This window comes from Pseudomonas sp. FP198, assembly GCF_030687895.1.
Lineage (GTDB): Bacteria > Pseudomonadota > Gammaproteobacteria > Pseudomonadales > Pseudomonadaceae > Aquipseudomonas.
In genome coordinates, this window is record NZ_CP117452.1 from 3,430,364 (window position 1) to 3,448,001 (window position 17,638).

Consider the following 17,638-nt stretch of genomic DNA (forward strand, 5'->3'; position numbering starts at 1 on the left):
GGAGATGAATTTGTGACAACAGATACACGAGAAACGATCATGACGGCTGCCCGAAAGATGGTGCAGACCCGGGGCTACAACGGCTTGAGCTTTCGTGAGCTTGCCAAGGAAGTCGGCATCAAAAGCGCGAGCATCCACTACCACTTCCCTACCAAGGGTGACTTGGGTGCGGCTTTGGCCAAACGTTACACCGAGGATGGGCTTGAATACCTTGCTGGCTTACGGGCCCGTTCCGAAGACCTGGCTGTATGGATGAAGGGCTATACCGACATCTTTCGCCTCGCGCTGGTCAACGATAATCGCATGTGCCTGTGTGGGATCATGTCTGCCGAATACGATGACTTGCCGCCAGAGGTGAGAACAGAAGTTGATGGCTTTACCGAACTGAACGTGCGCTGGCTGACGGAAGTGTTGTCGGTTTGCCGGCCACAGCTGAGCCTTGAGGAACGACAGGAACAGGCGCTGGCGATCTATGCGGCTGTAGAGGGCGCTCAGTTGATCGCCCGGGGACGCGCTGACATCAGTGTCTTTGACAGAACAATCGCGACGTATCGCTCGGCTGGTCTGTTGCCCTAGTTCGCGGGGCTCGACATGCCTTGGTTGTGGCAGCGATGCGCGAACGCTCGCTGCCGGTAGAACGTCCGAAGCTCTCTCCAGCTCGACGATGACTGATTTACGCTTGTTTCAGTTGGGGCATGTACTCGGCAAGCTCGGCAGGATCAGTTGTCGGCGGGTTGAGCCTCGTGTTGATGGATGATCCTCCTATGTACCGCTCGAAGACCTTCCAGCCGTGTTCGGTTCGACGCAAGCGGTCCATCATCGGCGAGAACAGCCAGATAGCCGGTAAATCATCAGGGCTGTCGATGGCTTCGCCATCTCCCAGCATCGCGGCCGACTCTGGCATCGCGTAGCGCACCAGCAGATTCTGATAGCGCACCACGACGCCGTCTTCATCCGCATCGACAATGTGGTTGGTGGCGTGTCGGCTGACGCCAGGGATCAGATAGGGATAGTCCCTCCTGAAGAACTGCCGAATCTCCTCGTGGCCGCTGATGGTGCCATGGAAGTGGTAGGCCACGGCGTCTGGCAGGAAGGCATCGACCATCGCCTCCACGTCCCACGTTTCAAACCACCAATTGAGCCTGTTCACGAAATCGATCGCGCTGATTCGCTCCGCTGGATCGACAGCGCCCTGAGACGGGATTCTTGGAAAAGCATTCATGAGTACTTCCTCGTTTCGGGTCAGAAAACCTATGTGTAATTACACATTAAACACGCAAAAAAAATTACTTGCCTACCACTTCCTCAAGAAGCGAGTTACGAATCAGTACAGCCGAAGCCTCACCGATTTGATCCTCACGCTCACGTTGCGCAGCTTCCCAGTGAGGCTCGGCCTCTTTCAACTTCGTTCGTCCTTTCGCTGAAACCGAGAGCCTGATGGCAGAACGAGGCCCTTCAGCACGGTTGGTGACATACCCTTCGCTTTGCAATGGCTTCAGCGCCCGAACCAGTGTGGTTCGTTCCATGACCATGACTTCCGCCAGTTCGGCGATCAGGATTCCAGGATGCTGGCTGATCAACGCAAGCGTGGAAAACTGCGAGACAGTAAGACCTACGGCAGACAAGTGCCGGTCGTAGAGGCGGGTCAGCAGACGGGCGTGGCGTCTGGCGGCGAGGCAATGACAAAGGTCGGCGCCATGGGGGCTTTTCATGACGCCCATCATATGTGTAAATGCACATCAGTCAAGCGCGAATTTTCGGTACCGAGGCTTTGGCTCAACACTGATCCCCATCTATCCCTGGTGGACTCATTCCCACCCAGCTAACGAGGCCCTGTCATGTCTGAGGTACGAGAGCTTTATGGCGCATCAACGGGGAACAGCCTGCGAGCTGCCATTGCCCTGGCTGAAGCGGGCATGGAATTTACCCCGAGGGGGCTAGACCTGACATCAGGCGATCAGCGTGCTCCAGAATATCTGGCGCTTAACCCGTCAGGTAAGGTTCCGACATTTGTGGATCACAGCGTCTCACCGCCCCTGGTCATCAATCAATCAAACGCCATAATCCAATACGCTGACGAACAGGCCCCTGGCCGGCTGTCCCCTAAAGGGTCGGGCGCTCAACGTTACAAGGTCTACGACCGGTTCTTTTATTTCGTTACGGATGTTATCGCCCCAAGCCACGGTGCGTTTTTTTTAAGCCAGGTCGGGCAACAAGCGGCCTCAGTGCCACTAAGCCGCAGAGCGTTGGAGCATCTGACGGCGGCAGAGGCATTTCTTGAAGACGGGTACATGGCGGGTGAAAGCTTCTCGATGGCCGATATTTCTGCGTTTACGTTTGCAAGATCGGTGCGAGACCAAATTGATTGGCGGGACTTGCCCCGCATGGCGCGCTGGCTGGCGTTGATAGAAGCCCGGCCCGCAGTGAAACTGGGTTTGCAGGCGTTTGCATCCAAGCTGTCGTGACCGGCGGGCGCGGTGTGCCTGATACTCCGTATCAGGCAGGTTTTGCGGCCGCTTCGCAGCCCAGCGGGAGCAAGCTCCCTCGCCACGGGTGGGGGCACGGAATGTCCGCCAGAACCCGCGCTAACGCGCCGATTCCGATTGCGTCAGCGTCAACGGCGTAGGGGAAAACACCTGCTCGTCCGTAGTGAACAGCGCCGCCTCGGTGTCGTTGACGACGCGATGTTCAAGCACCACTCAGCGCAGCCTCAAGGGGAATATCAAGGATAAAGGTCGCGCCCTGCCCGGCCCCGTCGCTGTGCACGCTCAAGCTGCCACCCATTTCCTGCGCGGCGAGCGCACAACTGTGCAGGCCGAAACCGTGACCGTCCTTGCGAGTGGTGAAGCCATGGGAAAAGATCCGCGCCAGGTGCTCTGGCGCAATCCCGTTGCCGTTGTCGGCCACCGTGATACGCAATACTGATCCGTCGACAAGGGACGCGCAGAACGTGATGCAGGGGCTGCGATCGCTGACGCCATCCAGCGCCTGCCTGGCGTTGCGGATCAGGTTCACCAGAATCAGCAGCACCCGGTGCCGGTCCAGCGACAGCAGGGGCAAGTCGGCGATGTCCTTGACCACCGTCACCTCCTTGCGTGCCAGTGATCCGGCACTCATGCGCAAGGCATCATCGATCAATTCCGGGACCGGTACTGTCTCGACGACGCTGACAGCAACGGCATAGGACTGCTGGGCTGCGACGATGGTTTTGATGTGGTCGATGCCCTTGATGAGTTGCCCGAGCTCTTCGATGATGCCCTGCTGTTCTTCCGTCACCACTTGCGCCAGCTTGAGCAGGTAATCGGGCAGCATCCTTCCCTTGTTGTCCGTGGTCAGAAAATCGCTCAGGTCGTGGACATGTTCGTTCATCAGTCGCGCCACCTTGCCCAGCCCCTGGGCCTTGGAGGTGCGCATCTGGCTGCTGACCAGTTCTGCCGATACGTTCACGCTGTTGAGGACGTTACCGACGTTGTGCAGCACAGTCGTGGCGATTTCGGCCATGCCTGCCTGGCGGGATTTTGCCTGCAGTTCGCTTTGCACCTGGCTCATGCGCAGCGCCGCGCGTACGCGAGCCTTGAGCTCCAGCGGCGAGAAGGGTTTGGCGATATAGTCGTCGGCGCCACTTTCCAGCCCGGAGATGCAGGCATCGCTACCGCCGCGGGCGGTCACCAGGATTACCGGTAAATGGGCAAAACCGGCGCTGGCCTTGATTCTGGCGGTCAGGCCGAAACCGTCGAGCTTGGGCATCATCACATCCGAGACGATCACGTCGATGGGTCGAAGCTGCAGCAGTGCCCAGGCCTGCTCTCCATCCGTTGCGGTGGCGACGATGTAGTCGTTTTGCAGAAGCTCGCTGAGGTAACTGAGCATTTCCGGGCTGTCGTCCACCACCAGCACTCTGGATCGCAGGGCATGTTCCGGATACGGCTCGTCGTCTGCGCCTTGCGTCGAAGCGAGGTCGTTGCGACTGCCCTGGCGGCCATCGTCAAAACGCAGGTGGCGCTGCTCCATCGTACTGGTTGTGCCCGCTGATGATCGCTCAAGCATCTGGCTGGCTTCGGTCAGCAGGGTGTTCTGCTCAACCCCCAGCGGAAGCCGGACAAAGAAGCACGAACCCCGTCCTGGCTCGCTGTTGACGCCAACTTCGCCGCCCATCAGTTCGGCCAGGTCCTTGACCAGGGCCAGACCAATGCCGGTGCCGCTGTAATGGCGCGTGGCGGAGTTGTCGATCTGGGAAAAACGCTGGAACAACAGCGGGAGTTTGTCCGGCGCAATGCCAATTCCCGAGTCCTGCACCGCGAGCTCGAATCGCTCGCCATCGATCGGCGTCACTGCCAAATGCACGGTGCCGCCGGCGGGCGTGAACTTGATGGCATTGCTCACCAGGTTGAGGAGGATTTTCTCGAAGTGCCGGGGGTCCAGAAACACCGTGCCGAGCGCGGGATCGATGCTGCAAGTCAAGGTGCAACCTTTACCCTCGGCGACCATGGCGGCGTCCTCGGCCAGCACCCCCACCGCCTTGTTCAAATCAACCGGCGAGGGACACAACTCGAACTTGCCAGCTTCGGCCTTGGAAAAGTCGAGGATGTCGTTCACCCGGTTCATCAAGCGCAATGCATTGCGTTGGGCACGTTCGACCTGCACCCGCCAGTCCGCCGGCGGGGTGGTTGCCGCCGAGAGCTGCTCCAGGGGGGCGAGGATGAGGGTCAGGGGGGTGCGCAGTTCGTGGCTGACCGTAGCAACGAAATCGCTTTTTGCCTGGTTGGCCGTCTCGGCCTGGTTGCGCGCCTGAATGAGTTCGACGGCCTGCGCCTCCAGGATGTCGGTCTGTTGGTGCAACGTGTCGGTCCGTTCGGCGACCATTCGCTCCAAAGAGGCCTGGACCTGCTGTCGCTCGGCCTCGGCCTCGGCCTCCAGCACCCGGATGCGCTGGGCATTCTCCTGGAACACCCGTACAGCGCGGGTCATGATTCCAATCTCGTCACCGCGTGCGGCACTGGCAATCTCGGCGTTCAGGTCGCCGGCCGCAAGCCGGCGCATGACCGAGGCCAGGGCCACGATGGGCTGCGCGACAAATCGTGACGTGCTCCAGGCGATGGCACCGGCCAGCAGGACGGCGACGGTGCCCGCAACTATCGTCGCAAGCATGCCGCGATCGTTGTGGACCAAGGCGTCGGAGCGCGCTTCACCGGCAAAGCGCGCAACCAACAGGCCGGCGCTCCGTGCCTCGTTGCGAACCTCGTCGCGCGCCGCGCTCAAGGCATTGCTCGCCTGATGGAACCTGGCGAAGGCCGCCCGGTAGCCGGCGATCTGATCACTGACCGTCAGGGGCGTCGCCTTGGCTTGCGGCCCCACGGACGAAGGCAGAACCCGAGCGAGACGGGAGAGCTCGTCGAGAATCAAGCCAACAGAGGCGGCGGTTTCGGCCGACGGTGACAGGCGAAACGACAAGGTCTGCGCTTCCAGCGTGGCGACACGCTCGGCGAAACGCTTGGATAACGCGGCTGCGTTGTGCAGCAACCCGGTCGCTGCCTGAATGTCGCTTGCGTCGTGGCCGACGAGCCCATCCGCGTCAGCCAGCATCGCCTCGAGGCGCGCGGCCGCGTCCCCGACGGCGGCGAGCTGCCGCAACGCTTCGTCTCCCTGGCGTCTGGGGGCCTCGCCAAGGTGCTCTACCGCGACGCTGGCAGCAGCGACCGCCGCCGCCAACTGGTCAAGGATCTTCGTTTCCTGCGGCGCCCCCATCACCTCGCGCAGTTGTTCGACCACCGGCAGGAGCGCCGCGCAGGCGTTACGCGCCGCGATGGCAGCCGCCGCATCCCCGGTCACCAACACCTTGGCCACATGGGCGGTGATGATCCGTTCGCCGTTGCGCAGGACATCCAGGATGCGGTGGGCGCTTTCGATGTCGCTCACCCGCGCCTCGTGCCCGGCGCTGCGGGAATCGAGCCCCTTCAGGCCCTCGGCGATGCCCTGTTCGACGAGGATCGTCGCCTCGCGCATCCGTCCGTAGTGGGCGGTCATGTTCTCCGTTTCGCCATCCATGGTCAGGGTCGCCGCGCGCAAGGCGGTGATCGCCGCGGCGAGCCGCTCCAGGCTGCCCTTGAGCGATTGCGCCTCGGCCACCGGAATGGCGCTGAGGCCGGCGATCGCCGTCGCCACCATGCCTTCGGCCTGGGACAGGCTTTCCGGGTCGCGGGTGGCGATGAAGTTTTCCACCCGCCCGGTGGCGCCATTGACCGAGGCCAGGATCTCGGCGGAATGGCTGGCGGAATCCACCGCGCGGACCATGCCTCGCAAGCCGTAGAGGTTCACCAGCGACACCGCCAGCATCAGGAACACCAGCGCGGCGACCGCCAGCCCGATCCTGACGGCAATGGGCCTGTCGGTGACGGGCTTGAATGTCACCATGGCGCTGCGCCTCCCCACTCCCCGCCCGCCACTACTGCTTCGTAACCTCCGGCACAGGCGTCGCCGGCGGCGCCGTATTGTTGTTGGCCGCGTCGATCATCGCGGCCACGGAAGCCTGGCTGTAAAAAGGATTGGCGGCGCCGCCCACCGGCATGGTCGCGAGCCAGGCGTCCAGGTCTTTCGCATCGATACGCACCAGCGGCACTTCGACGAACTTCGGCACCTGCTTGCCCGCCAGAATCTGCTGGGCGACCCAGAAACCTACCTGCGAAACGCTGGGGGAGGCAGAAACAGAGACGGTCTCGTAGCCATTGGCATCGCGTTCCTGCTTCCACAGGGCGAGTTCGTCCTGACGATTGCCCATCACGATGATCGGCAAAGGCCGTCCCGCCGCCTTGAACGCCATGGCCGCGCCATAACCGTCGCCTCCTTGAGTCGCCACGGCATCGATGCTCGGCAGCGACGGCAGCGCCAGCGCCACCTCTTTACGGGCGACGGAAGCGGTCCAGTTCCCATACACGGTCTTGGCGAACTTCAGGCCCGGATAGTCGCTGGCGGCCTTGCGAATGCCGTCGCTGATGTTTTTATCGGTGGCATCGCCGGCAATGCCGCGGATCTCCAGCAGCGTTCCGTTCCCCTTGAGGCGCTCGGCGATGTAATCCATTTCCACGCGGCCCATGGCGGACCAGTTGTAGTCCACGGTATAGACGCAACTTTCGCTGACCAGGCTGGCCATGACCACCACCACGATGCCGGCATTGCAGGCATCGCGGATCACCCCGTTCAGCGCCGTGTCGGACGCGGCCAGGACGACGATGGCGTTGACGCCTTTGACGATCATGTCCTGGATATGGGCCGCTTGTTCCGACGCCGAGTTGTTGGCGCTGACCACCGGAGCCTCGCGGATCAACCCATCCTTCTGCGCCTGGAGCGCGATTTCCTGCCAGTTGCGCACCATCACCTTGCGAAAATCGCTGCCCGCGTAGGAATTGCTGAAGGCAATGCTATGGCTTGCGGTAGAGCCGCCGGCGACACCGCCGTCGGCCGCGTGGGCTGGATGGACGGCAAGCATCGCCAGCCCGGTCACGCAACCGGCGAAGCGCCAAAGGACGCTGTGGATCAAGGGCCATTTCAATAATGGAACCGGGCATGAAGTATCAGACACGTACAGACTCCTTTCCTTGGCGAGCGACTGAAACCAGCGCATTGACGGTAGTGGCAATGAGCATAGTCCCAACGTGCCCGCTTCGCGCGGCCACGGAGGATTTCAGCCAGCCGAGCCCCCTGCTCACCCCACCTTCACAGCGCCGCAGCCGCAACCCCTCGGGCACGCCAGGCAAAAGCCAGCACCATCAGCAGGCCCAGACCCGCCATTGCCGCGCCGGCCAGGGAAATCGCCGGGTAACCCAACCCCGCGTTGATCACCGCGCCGCCCAGCGCCGCGCCAATCGCATTGCCGAAATTGAAGGCACCGATATTCACCGCCGAGGCCAGATTGGGCGCGTCCTTGGCGGCTTCCATCACGCGCATCTGCAATGGCGGTACCAAGGCAAAACTGGCGATACCCCAGATGAGGATGGCAACCGCGGCCGGCAGCGGCCAGCGCATCAGTACCGTGAACGCCAAGAGGACGAGAATCAGCACGCTAAGGGAAACGATCAGGGTCCGATCGATCGAACGATCCGCGGCCTTGCCGCCCCACATATTGCCCAGCGTCAGCCCCACGCCGAACAGCACCAACATGGCCGTGATAAAGGCACTGGAGGCATGGGTCTCGCTGGTCAGGATCGGAGCGATGTAAGTGAAGACCGTGAACATCGCGCCTGAGCCGACTACCGTCAGGGCCAACGCCCCGAGCACCGGGCCACGGCCCAGCACCCGGATTTCCGCCAGCACCCCGCTGCTTTGCGGCGCCGGCAGGTTGGGCAGCGCGAACCACAACGCAGCCATTGCCACTACGCCCAATCCGGTGATTCCCCAGAACGCGGTACGCCAGCCAAACAAATCGCCAAACCAGGCCGCCAACGGCACACCGCCGATGGTCGCCAGAGTCAGGCCCATGAACATGGCCGCGACCGCCCCGGCACGTTTTTCCGGGGCGACCACGCTGGCGGCGACGATGGAGCCGACGCCAAAAAACGCGCCGTGGTTCAGTGAGGTCACCACCCTGGCGACCATCAGGCTGTAGTAATCGGTCGCCAGCGCTGACATCAGGTTACCCAGGGTGAAAATCGCCATGAGTCCGATCAGCAGATAGCGTCGGGGAATTCTGCCAGTGGTCAGGGTCATCAGTGGCGCGCCGAGCAGCACGCCCAGGGCGTAGGCACTGACCAACAGACCCGCGGCGGGAATGGAAACGCCGAGATCCGCGGCGATGCCCGGCAACATGCCCATGGGGGCAAACTCGGTAACGCCGATGCCAAAGGCACCAATGGCGAGTGCGACAAGTGGTGGATTGATACGCATGGAAGTCTCCTCATCTGTGCCGCAAATGCTACGATGCAGCCTTCCAAGGCGGTAGACAGCATTTGCGGCAAAGACCTTTGCCTACGGAGCACAAATGGACTTCAACGGTCGGTCGGGTGAGATGGTGATATTCGCCACGGTGGCGCAGGAAGGCAGCTTGTCGGCTGCCGCTCGGGCACTTGGGCTGACACCCTCGGCGGTCAGTCGGATCATTGCGCGTACCGAACTACGCCTGGGCACCCGCCTTCTGTTGCGCACCACTCGGGCGATCACCTTCACCGCCGAAGGCGAGGCTTACCTGCGCGCAGCCCGGCGTATCCTGGCCGATATGGCCGAGGTCGAAGAGGCCATCGCCGACCAAGGCGTGCCCAAGGGCCGTTTGCGGGTCAGTGCCGCCCTCGGCCACGGGCGGCAGACCATCGTTCCTCTGGTGGCCGCATTCAGCGCCCGCTACCCGAACATCGTCGTCGACCTCACCCTTGGCGACGAAGTGGTCGACATTCTCGGCGGCCAGGCCGATGTGGCGGTGCGGTTTGGCCACCTGCCCGACAGCCCGCTGACCGCCCGCAGGATCGGCGACACCGGCCAGGTGGTGGTGGCTTCGCCCGCGTATCTGCAACGCCATGGCACACCTCAGGAACCGGAAGACCTGCTGCGACACAACTGCCTGCGCTTCAACTTCCGTCGCGCCGAACCCAACTGGCCGTTCACCCGCGACGGCAAAGAGTTTTCCCTGAAGGTCAGCGGCAACATCGAATGCAGCAGTGGTGAGGCGCTGGCACAGTTCGCACGGTTAGGCGCTGGCATCGCCCGTATCGGCGAGTTCAGCGTGGCCGAGGATCTGCAACGCGGCGATCTGGTAGCGCTGCTGGATGCCTGGAACCCTGGGGACCGGGAGCCGATCCATGCAGTCTTCGTCGGGGGTGCGGCGATGCCGGCGCGGGTACGGGTGTTTGTGGACTTTCTGCTGGAGCAGCATCGGATGTGAAGTTGAGCTGTATCTCACGCACGAACAGATTCGGCCCCTGCGCAGAAAATACCGACAGCGCTGAATGCGTTGACAATCCAGCTGCTAAGCTCAGTTTCGCTCCAGACCATAAGCCATAACAACTCAAAGAAAGGTAAGGCAGCATGAGCACGGTACAGCCTCCGACCACGTCAAAGTCCGCGAAATGGCGCTTCAAGGCAGGCATCGCGATTCTTTGCCTGATGCTCACGTTATGGTTGCTGGTGCCGCTGGCGGCGGCTGCGGATGTACCCCGCTCCACCATCGCGGCGATCACCGGCGCGCTGTTCATCATCAACAAGGTGCTGTTGCTGCTGGTCATCGCGGTGATGGGCAAGGCGGGTTTTCAAGAGCTCAAGCAGAAGGTGTTCGGTTATGTGTCGGGCCTTGTGCCCAGCGCCGAGCAGGAGGTCAGCGTCACCCGCCACCGTATTGGCCTGGTGATGTTCTGCCTGCCGTTGCTGTGCTCTTTTCTTGAACCTTATATCGATGCCTTCGCGCCCGGCTTTCGCCCCAACAGCTGGGCATTGCAACTGCTTGGCGATGTCCTGTTGATCGGCAGCTTCTTCGTCCTGGGTGGCAATTTCTGGGAGAAATTGCGCGCGTTGTTTATCCGCACCGCACGGGTCAATACCGCTGCCGACGCGGTCTGATCCGATGCCAGGGTCGCCGCCCCCGGCGCTCTGTCAGCTGTTTTTTGAATGGCCATGACTTGCAGGTGCCGATATGCCCGATTCGCCCAGTTCCGTCGAGCCTGAGTTACAAACCGAACCGCTTCCTGAAAAGCCTGCGCCAGCCAATCCGCTAAGGCGCATTGCCCTGGGCGTTGCAGTGTTGATCGCCGTGCTGTTCACCCTCTCGATCTTCATGGAGCGCCGCACGCCCTCGACGTCGCAAGCCGTGGTGCAAGCCTATGTGGTGGAAATGGCCGCCGAGGTGGGTGGCCGCGTGACAGAAATAACGGTGCTCGACAATGCCCGGGTGAAGACCGGCCAAGTGCTGTTTCGTATCGACCCGCAGCCCTACAGACTTGTCGTCAGCGAGGCTGAGGCACGGCTGGAGGAAGCCGGCCAGGCAGTGGGTGCCAGCACCGCCTCGGTGGATGCCGCCCAGGCGCAGCTGGTGTCGGCGCGAGCGCAGCGCGACAACATTCGCGAGCAAGCCCGACGGGTGAACCAATTGGTCGAGCGTGGGGTGTTCGCCCCGGCCCGCCAGGATGAAGCGAAAGCCTCGCTGGGCTCCGCCGAGGCGGCCGTGAGCAAGGCCCAGGCCGACCTGGAGCGGGCGCGCCAGCAACTGGGGCCCAAAGGCAACGACAACCCGCAATTCAAGCAAGCCCTGGCCGCGCTGGAAAAAGCCCGGCTCGATCTGGTGCGTACCGAAGTCATCGCACCCGCCGACGGCGTGATCACCCATCTCCAGCTTGCCGTCGGTCAGGTCGTCAGCGCCGGCCAACCGGCACTGACCTTTATCGACAGGGGCACGGTATGGGTGTCTGCCGCGTTCAAGGAAAACAGCCTGGAACATGTGCAGGCCGACGATCCGGCGGAACTGGTGTTCGATGTATTGCCGGGCCGTGTGTTCAAAGGCCGTGTTGAAAGCGTCGGCTGGGGTGTCGCGCAACAGGGCAGCAGCAACTCGGCCCTGCCCTCGGTGCGCAACCAGAGTGGCTGGGTGCGCGACCCGCAGCGCTTTCCGGTACGCCTGATAGTGGAGGAACCACACCCGATCGGCCCGCGTTACGGCTCGCAGGTGAGCGTGGTGATCTATACCGATGACAACCCCATGACTAACGCACTGGGGGCCTTCATGACACGGCTGGGCGCCTGGCTGAACTATGTCAATTGATGGGCAGGCCGAGCTCGAGCTGCTGCGGATCAAAAGCCAGGGATTGCGTGTCGCCCTGGCAGTGACCGTGGGCTTTTGCGCGGGTCTGGTCCTAGGCGACATCCTGCCATTTCTCGCGCCCTTGTTCGCCGTCCAGTTCCTCTTGGCCAGCCGCCGCGCGCCAACGCTGTCTCAAGGGCTGATAACGTTGCTGGTAAGTATGCTCACCGGTGCGCTGCTGGTGGGTGTGACTGGTATGTTCGGTGAGCGGCCGTGGATATTGCTGCCGCTGCTTTGGCTGTTTTATCTCGCCTGTTTTACCGCGCAAGGCCGGCAACCTGGCGGCGCGGGACCAGCGCTGATGCTGGTGATCGCCATTGTGGTGCCGATGCTCGATATCGCGCAGAGCGAGCTGGGCGAGTCCATCGTGCTGGTACTGGTCAAGGCGGTCGGCCTGGGTTTGCTGCTGACCTGGGGCGCCCATGCGCTGCTGCCCGACCCTGCTGGTGAACAGGCCAAGCAGGCCGCCGCCCAGCCGCACGAGCAGACGCTGGTGATTCGCCAGGCCATGGCCAGCGCGACGATCCTGCTGGCCATGGTTGCCCTGTGCCTGAGCGACCCACGGCTGGCCACGGCGATAGTCGTACCGATCACGGTGGCCTCGTTGCTTAGCCAGTTTTCCCTCGGCATGAGCAGCCGCACCGCCCTTGGCCTGGTGCTGGTCAACCTGCTAGGCGGGATGGCGGCGTCCGTGGCCTTCACGCTGTTTGAACTGCGCCCGACCCTGTGGCTGGTGGCGCTGATCCTGTTGCTGGTAAGCCTGCTGTTTGCCGGCAAAGCCGCCATTGGCAACGCCTCTGGCAAGATATTCGGCGGCGGGCTGATCACCTTCGTTATTCTGTTCGGGCTCGGTGTATCGCCACTGCCAACAGAAACGCCACAGCTGTTTTCCAGCCGAATCGCCTACGTGCTGTTTGCGGTTGTCTACGCCATTGGCCTGGCCGCGCTGCTGTGGCCAAGAGCGCGCGTATCGGAGCGTCGTCCGCAATCGGTGTAGGTGATCCACTCCTGCACGAGGCGCGTCTGCTTGCGGTACGGCCGTTGTCTAGTCTGGTTTTACAACAGCCGGCACGGCCATTCGGGCAAAGACATACAGCAGCATCCCCATCAGGATAAGTGCCCCGCCTCGCAGCCACGTACCTATGTCTTGCTGACTCAGCAATACCAGGCAAGACAGGATCGCCAGCCAGGGTACCCAGGTGGGAACCTGAAAATGTTCCTCCGCAACCTTGTCCTTGCGTAACACCAGCACGGCCATGTTGGTGCTAAGGAACACGAACAGTAAAAGCAGGACCACGGTTTGCGCCAAGGTCGCCAACGTTCCTGTCAGCGTCAGTGCGATGGCTACGAGCGTCGTTGCAATAATCGCCGCCCACGGTGTGCGCCTGTGCGGCAGGACCCGTCCCAGGACACCTGGCAACAGCCCCAGATTTGCCATCCCGTACGTGAGTCGACTGGCCATGATCATGGTCAGCAGCGCTCCGTTGGCCACCGCGATGAGCGCGATAAAGGCGAACAGGCGCGGCGAAATGTCGAGCCCGGAAGCCCGAACCACTTCGAGTAAGGGGGCCGATGTGGCGAGCAGTTTCTCCGTTGGCAATACTGAGGACGCGGCGACCCCAACGGCCATGTAAACCACCCCTGCGGTAATCAGCGCCGCGAACAAGGCCCGTGGGTATACCTTGCGAACATCCTTGATCTCTTCGGCGAGATTGGCGGACGTCTCAAAACCCACGAACGAATAGAACGCGAGCAACGCAGCGCCCAACACCGCCAGCATCGGACTGACCCCAGGCTTGAATTCCAGCGCCCTTGCCAGTTCAGCTTCGCCAGAACTGAAAAAGTAAGCCGCAGCGACGATGACCAACATCAGCCCTGACAGCTCGATCACAGTCATCAGCAGATTCGCCCCCAGAGATTCCTTGATCCCTCGCGCATTCAAGAGGGCAATGACCAGCAGGAAGATCAGCGCAGCAACGTGGGGTGGCACCTGGATGAATGCGCGAAGATAGTCCCCCGCGAAGGCCAGCGAGAGACCGGCAGCGCTGGTCACCGCCGCGGCGAGCATGCAAAAACCGACCAGGAACGATATCAGCGGTGACTTGAAAGCCTTTTCGGCAAACACCGACGCCGCGCCCGCATGAGGATATTTCGAGACCAGTTCGGCGTACGATCCTGCCGTCAACATGGCGAAAAACAACGCGATCAACAACGGCACCCAGATCGCCCCGCCGACCTCTCCGGCGATGGTACCCGCCAGCGCATAAACGCCAGCGCCCAGCACATCGCCAAGGATGAACAGAAACAGCATCGGCCCCGTGACGGCGCGGCGCAAAGAGGGCTTGGGTTGTGACGGGTTTACTGTCATTGAAGGCTCTGCCAGGGGATTTTTTTCGCAAGATTCATCCGAGCGTCATGCCCTTGCATAACCTCTGAGCAGTGGAAAAATTCGCAGGGCAAAAGTTCACTAAATTGCCAGCTCCGCACAAACGCCACCGCCTGCCAGGTTGTAAAGGCGTAACGTGCAGCCAATCTTGCTTGTGACCATCTGCACGATGGCCAATCCCAGGCCCGCGCCGTTGGCATTGCCGCGACTGTAAAACCGCTCGAACAGCCTTGGGATTTCTCCTTCATCGATCCCCGGGCCGGCGTCTACAACCCTCAAGCAGACCCTGCCCGCCTCGTCCTTGCGCACCACTACAGCCACCTCGCTCCCTGGTGGAGAAAAGTTGAGGGCATTGGTCACCAGGTTCTGCAGGACAATGGCCAGTGCTACCGGCTCGGTTTGCACCCAACACGCTTCATCACACTCCAGTACTAACTCCACGCTTTTCTCCATGGCCAGTGGCGTGAGTTCGGCCAATTCTTCACGGACCAATTCGGCGAGTTGCACGCGTTGAAACGCCGGGTTGTTCAGCTGCGGTTCGATGCGGGCCATGGTCAAGAGCTGGCTGGCGATGCGGGTGGCGCGATCGACCCCGTTGACCAGGAAATGCAGCGCCTCGCGCCGCTGTTCTTCAGTCCCCGCGCTTTGCGCGTTCTGGGCATGGATGCGCAGGATTGCCAAGGGTGTACGCAGTTCGTGAGCGGCGTCGGCGATGAAGCGGCGCTCGCGTTCCAATAGACCATCGACCTGGTCCAGCAGGCGATTCAGCGCGGTTTGCATGGGCTCAAGGTCGCTGGGCAGAGGCTTGAGATGCAACGGCTGCAAAGTCTCGGTGGTGCGCCCACGGATAGAAAGGGCCATGGCCCGCAAGGGGCTGAGGCCCCAGCCGATGACCAGCCAGATCAGCAGCGCCAGCAGCGGCACTCCGATCAGGCTGGGCCAGAGGGTATGACGCACGATGCGCTGGATCAGGTCCTGGCGGATGTCGTCGCGCTCGCCCACCCAGATCAGCAGGTCCTGTTCAGGGTCGGCGAGGAGAAAGGCGCACCAGTCATTGCCGTTATCGACGATGTCGTGGGAACCCAGGGTGGCCAGCGACGCATCGAGAACCGGTGCGCCGGCGGAGCGCACCAGTAGCTGACCATCCCTGCGCCAGACCTGGAAGGTCAAGCGCGTTTCATAAGGATGGGCAACGCCGTTTTCACCGACACGACTCATGGCCTGGTCGAAGGCCTGGTACAGGCGGTCCCAGTCAGCTTCGCCGGGGTCGCGCTGGCGCAGCACGCCTTGCAGCAGCCGCGCGCTTTGGGCCAGTTGGGCGTCGTAGACTTCTTCTATTTCCTGGTGGCTATCGCGCAGCACCAGCCAACTGATCAGGGCGTCACCCAACAGGATCAAGGCCAATACAGGAATGAGGATGCGCGCCCGCACGGAGGTCATGGTTTGAGCGCCAGTACGTAGCCGACGCCGCGCACGGTGCGGATCAGCTCGCTGGATAACTTTTTACGCAGGTTGTGGATCAACACTTCCAACGTGTTGCTCTCGACGCGGTCCTGCCAGCCGTACAGCGCGCGAGACAGACGCTCGCGGGTCACCACTTTGCCGGGGCGCACCATCAGTTGGTGGAGCAGTTGATATTCCATGGGGGTGACGATGACGTCCGCATCCTGGTAGCGCACCTGCTGAGTGGCCGGGTCAAGGCTGACGCCCGCGTGTTCAAGCATCGGTTGCGCGCGGCCCTGGCTGCGGCGCAGCAAGGCGCGCACGCGGGCCTTGAGTTCTTCGACGTCGAAGGGCTTCACCAGATAGTCGTCGGCACCAGCATCGAGCCCCGCGATGCGTTCGGCAGTACCGTCGCGGGCAGTGAGGACCAGCACCGGTAAATCGTGTTGCTCGGCGCGCAGTTGTTGCAACAGGTCGAGGCCGTCGAGACGTGGCAGGCCGAGGTCGAGCAGCAACAGGTCAAAGCTTTCGCTGCGCACGGCGTGCAGGGCCGCGACGCCATCCTGCAGCCAATCCAGCGTATAGCCTTCGGCACCCAGGGCTACGCGAATTCCCTGGCCGAGGGCACGGTCATCTTCGACAAGGAGCAGGCGCATAACAAAGTCTCTGTAGGAATCGGCGGCATCATGCCGAGTTCTGGCCGGGGGCATTTCAGCAAAAATGTTACGGCTCGTTGCCAACTAAGGCTACCCTAAGGTTGGTTTCGCACTGTTCAACTTCCCACATCCACTGAGAGCTTTTCCATGCGCAAAATTCTCCTGTTGTCCCTGATTATCGCCAGCCCCCTGGCTGTCGCCGGTCCGCAATGCACCACCGCGGATCGTTCGCAATGGCAAGACCAAAAAGTCTTCCAGGACAAGCTCAAGGCCGAAGGCTACGAGATCAGCAAGTTCAAGGTGACCGATGGCAACTGCTACGAGATCTACGGCTTCGACAAGGACAAGCGCAAGGTCGAAATCTACCATGACCCGGTCACCGGCAAAGCCGTGAAGACCGAGATCAAAGGCTGATGCCAGGCGAATCCTTACGCCTGTGGGACCCGTTGGTGAGACTGTTTCATCTGTCTATCGCCGGGGTCTTTCTCGCCAATTACTTCTTCAATGAAGCAGGCGACGACTGGCACGTCTGGCTGGGCTATTACGCCATGGCCTGGCTGCTGGTACGAACGGCGTGGGGATTTGTCGGGCCACGCAGCGCACGGTGGGCGGACTTCTGGCCCACGCCAGAACGTCTGGGTGCTCACGTGCGCTCGCTGCTCAACGGTCGACCACAACACCGCCTGGGCCATTCGCCGATTGGCGCGCTGGTGATGCTGTCAATGTTGCTGGCGTTGCTGACTATCGGCATCAGCGGCTTCCTGATGCAGGAAGTCGATGCCCTCTGGGGCGCCGATTGGCCGCTGCAACTGCACGAAACCGCCGCCAACACGCTGCTCGGTCTGGTGTGCGTGCATGTGCTGGCAGCCGTGTTTGAAAGTATCCAGGTACGCGACAACTTGCCGTTATCCATGCTCACCGGTCGCAGGAAGCGCCTGCCGGACGAGCGTGTGCAGTAACATTCAATGACGCTGCGGTGCCAGCCACCCTGAAAAGGGTTCGCGCGCCGTAATCAACAGATCCTCATTTGACGTACTGAGGCCCTCATGAATGGCCGACCTGCCGGGTGACTATTGATGGGTGTCGGCTTCCTCAGCCGGATAAAACTCGCCCTCCTTCCCCATCTTGTTCAGACGTTCGCGGGCGATCAGCTCAACGCTGGCCACGGCGGCCTGATCGTCAGGGTCGACCCACTGCAAGCACAGGCGCTGGACATTCTGATCGTGGGTGCCCTCGCTGAGCATTTCGTGGGTGAAAACCTGGGCACCCCGCCATAGGCATAGCTGGGTATGAGTCCCACCGAGCCATATCTCGTTGAATGGTCCAAGGTCGGTGGTAGCCAGCTGATCCACGGTGATTGTCTTGTCCATTGCGCTGTACCTT

General features: G+C 61.8%; 17 protein-coding genes and 2 pseudogenes. 8 read left to right on the plus strand and 11 right to left on the minus strand.

All coding sequences use genetic code 11. The annotated features are described in order from the left end of the window. Positions 1-12: 12 nt before the first annotated feature. A complete protein-coding gene (locus PSH78_RS15430) occupies positions 13-576 on the plus strand; it encodes a TetR/AcrR family transcriptional regulator (protein WP_370870929.1) in 564 nt (187 codons plus the stop codon). Positions 577-673: 97 nt separating this feature from the next. On the opposite strand, the gene PSH78_RS15435 is transcribed toward PSH78_RS15430, so the two are convergent. Together PSH78_RS15435 and PSH78_RS15440 are read right to left on the minus strand one after the other, a co-directional pair. Beyond that, on the minus strand, positions 674-1,222 hold the full coding sequence (locus PSH78_RS15435; RefSeq protein ID WP_305495213.1) for a nuclear transport factor 2 family protein: 549 nt from the start codon (positions 1,220-1,222) through the stop codon (positions 674-676). Positions 1,223-1,286: 64 nt separating this feature from the next. Beyond that, positions 1,287-1,712, minus strand: coding sequence for a MarR family winged helix-turn-helix transcriptional regulator (locus PSH78_RS15440; RefSeq protein WP_305495214.1), 426 nt, complete (start codon positions 1,710-1,712; stop codon positions 1,287-1,289). Positions 1,713-1,838: 126 nt separating this feature from the next. Between PSH78_RS15440 and PSH78_RS15445 the strand changes: the two genes are divergently transcribed. Continuing rightward, positions 1,839-2,465 carry a glutathione S-transferase family protein gene (locus PSH78_RS15445; protein WP_305495215.1) on the plus strand — a complete coding sequence of 209 codons (627 nt, stop codon included), beginning with the start codon at positions 1,839-1,841 and terminating at the stop codon, positions 2,463-2,465. Between the two features lie 223 nt (positions 2,466-2,688). Here the strand turns inward: PSH78_RS15445 and PSH78_RS26670 are convergent, their stop codons facing one another. The 5 genes and pseudogenes from PSH78_RS26670 to PSH78_RS15460 form a co-directional block, all read right to left on the minus strand. Continuing rightward, entirely contained in the window at positions 2,689-3,549 is an 861-nt protein-coding gene (locus PSH78_RS26670; RefSeq protein ID WP_370871127.1) for a sensor histidine kinase, read from the minus strand. After that, a pseudogene (locus tag PSH78_RS26675) lies at positions 3,549-4,155 on the minus strand (response regulator); the annotation flags it as partial. The pseudogene PSH78_RS26675 and the gene PSH78_RS26670, both read right to left, overlap by 1 nt. After that, positions 4,147-6,411: pseudogene (locus PSH78_RS26680) on the minus strand (ATP-binding protein); the annotation flags it as partial. The pseudogenes PSH78_RS26675 and PSH78_RS26680, both read right to left, overlap by 9 nt. Before the next feature lie 31 nt (positions 6,412-6,442). Continuing rightward, positions 6,443-7,483 (minus strand): ABC transporter substrate-binding protein, encoded by a 1,041-nt coding sequence (locus tag PSH78_RS15455; protein WP_305501277.1) that lies wholly within the window; start codon positions 7,481-7,483, stop codon positions 6,443-6,445. Between the two features lie 227 nt (positions 7,484-7,710). Then, positions 7,711-8,877: an MFS transporter gene (locus PSH78_RS15460; RefSeq protein ID WP_305495217.1), complete on the minus strand. Its 1,167-nt coding sequence runs from the start codon at positions 8,875-8,877 to the stop codon at positions 7,711-7,713. A 94-nt stretch (positions 8,878-8,971) separates the two neighbouring features. Between PSH78_RS15460 and PSH78_RS15465 the strand changes: the two genes are divergently transcribed. The 4 genes from PSH78_RS15465 to PSH78_RS15480 all read left to right on the plus strand — a co-directional run bounded on the left by PSH78_RS15465 (position 8,972) and on the right by PSH78_RS15480 (position 12,767). Continuing rightward, positions 8,972-9,865 (plus strand): LysR substrate-binding domain-containing protein, encoded by an 894-nt coding sequence (locus PSH78_RS15465; protein ID WP_305495218.1) that lies wholly within the window; start codon positions 8,972-8,974, stop codon positions 9,863-9,865. 143 nt (positions 9,866-10,008) lie between these two features. After that, a complete protein-coding gene (locus PSH78_RS15470) occupies positions 10,009-10,536 on the plus strand; it encodes a transporter suffix domain-containing protein (RefSeq protein WP_370870930.1) in 528 nt (175 codons plus the stop codon). A 73-nt stretch (positions 10,537-10,609) separates the two neighbouring features. Beyond that, positions 10,610-11,731 (plus strand): HlyD family secretion protein, encoded by a 1,122-nt coding sequence (locus PSH78_RS15475; protein ID WP_305495220.1) that lies wholly within the window; start codon positions 10,610-10,612, stop codon positions 11,729-11,731. Next, on the plus strand, positions 11,721-12,767 hold the full coding sequence (locus PSH78_RS15480; protein ID WP_305495222.1) for a DUF2955 domain-containing protein: 1,047 nt from the start codon (positions 11,721-11,723) through the stop codon (positions 12,765-12,767). The genes PSH78_RS15475 and PSH78_RS15480 overlap by 11 nt, the downstream gene beginning before the upstream one ends. A 48-nt stretch (positions 12,768-12,815) precedes the next feature. Here the strand turns inward: PSH78_RS15480 and PSH78_RS15485 are convergent, their stop codons facing one another. The 3 genes from PSH78_RS15485 to PSH78_RS15495 form a co-directional block, all read right to left on the minus strand. Continuing rightward, positions 12,816-14,138, minus strand: coding sequence for an APC family permease (locus tag PSH78_RS15485; RefSeq protein ID WP_305495223.1), 1,323 nt, complete (start codon positions 14,136-14,138; stop codon positions 12,816-12,818). A gap of 99 nt (positions 14,139-14,237) precedes the next feature. Continuing rightward, positions 14,238-15,596, minus strand: a complete 1,359-nt coding sequence (locus PSH78_RS15490) for an ATP-binding protein (RefSeq protein WP_305495224.1) — start codon at positions 15,594-15,596, stop codon at positions 14,238-14,240. Further along, positions 15,593-16,255 carry a response regulator gene (locus PSH78_RS15495; RefSeq protein ID WP_305495225.1) on the minus strand — a complete coding sequence of 221 codons (663 nt, stop codon included), beginning with the start codon at positions 16,253-16,255 and terminating at the stop codon, positions 15,593-15,595. Before PSH78_RS15495 ends, PSH78_RS15490 begins: the two co-directional genes overlap by 4 nt. Positions 16,256-16,402: 147 nt before the next feature. Between PSH78_RS15495 and PSH78_RS15500 the strand changes: the two genes are divergently transcribed. Together PSH78_RS15500 and PSH78_RS15505 are read left to right on the plus strand one after the other, a co-directional pair. Continuing rightward, on the plus strand, positions 16,403-16,669 hold the full coding sequence (locus PSH78_RS15500; protein ID WP_305495226.1) for a PepSY domain-containing protein: 267 nt from the start codon (positions 16,403-16,405) through the stop codon (positions 16,667-16,669). Further along, positions 16,669-17,214: a cytochrome b/b6 domain-containing protein gene (locus tag PSH78_RS15505; protein ID WP_305495228.1), complete on the plus strand. Its 546-nt coding sequence runs from the start codon at positions 16,669-16,671 to the stop codon at positions 17,212-17,214. The genes PSH78_RS15500 and PSH78_RS15505 overlap by 1 nt, the downstream gene beginning before the upstream one ends. A gap of 111 nt (positions 17,215-17,325) precedes the next feature. Here the strand turns inward: PSH78_RS15505 and PSH78_RS15510 are convergent, their stop codons facing one another. Continuing rightward, a complete protein-coding gene (locus PSH78_RS15510; protein WP_305495230.1) occupies positions 17,326-17,625 on the minus strand; it encodes a hypothetical protein in 300 nt (99 codons plus the stop codon). Positions 17,626-17,638 lie beyond the last annotated feature (13 nt).